This window comes from Mesorhizobium sp. P2_C7 (assembly GCF_056404515.1).
In genome coordinates this window covers 1-636 of record NZ_JBFUDW010000046.1, presented here as the reverse complement: position 1 = coordinate 636, position 636 = coordinate 1, and the positions used below count along the sequence as shown (strand labels likewise).

The 636-nt window shown below is 63.3% G+C and carries 1 protein-coding gene; it reads right to left on the bottom strand.

From position 1 onward, the window contains the following. A partial coding sequence (locus tag AC1D2G_RS34410; protein WP_477419647.1) for a VCBS domain-containing protein occupies window positions 1-636 on the bottom strand: 636 nt, incomplete at both ends.

Genomic DNA, 636 nt, shown 5'->3' with positions numbered 1-636 from the left:
ATCCTTGACCGTGTACGTAAACTGATCCGTCGCCGTCGCGCCCTGGGCCAGTGCATTGGTATCGGCATCGGCATTGTTGAGCGTATAGGTGTAGCTGCCATCCGACCCGATGGTGACCGAGCCGTAGGTCCCAACCACTGCCAAGCCGACATTGCCGGCGCCGCCGTTGACGGCCGAAACCGTCTTGCTGTCGCCACTGTCGACGTCGGTGTCGTTGGTCAGCACATTGCCGATGGCGGAGGCGTCGCCTGCGAACGGCGTGTTGCCGGGGTTGACACCGGCCTCGGTGACCGCATCGCCAACATTGGTGTCTGCGACGGCGATCGGGCCGTCGTTGGTGCCGGTGAYGGTGATGGTGAGCGTGGTCGAGGAGGTAGCCCCGTTGGCATCCTTGACCGTGTACGTAAACTGATCCGTCGCCGTCGCGCCCTGGGCCAGTGCATTGGTATCGGCATCGGCATTGTTGAGCGTATAGGTGTAGCTGCCATCCGACCCGATGGTGACCGAGCCGTAGGTCCCAACCACTGCCAAGCCGACATTGCCGGCGCCGCCGTTGACGGCCGAAACCGTCTTGCTGTCGCCACTGTCGACGTCGGTGTCGTTGTCGCCACTGTCGACGTCGGTGTCGTTGGTCAG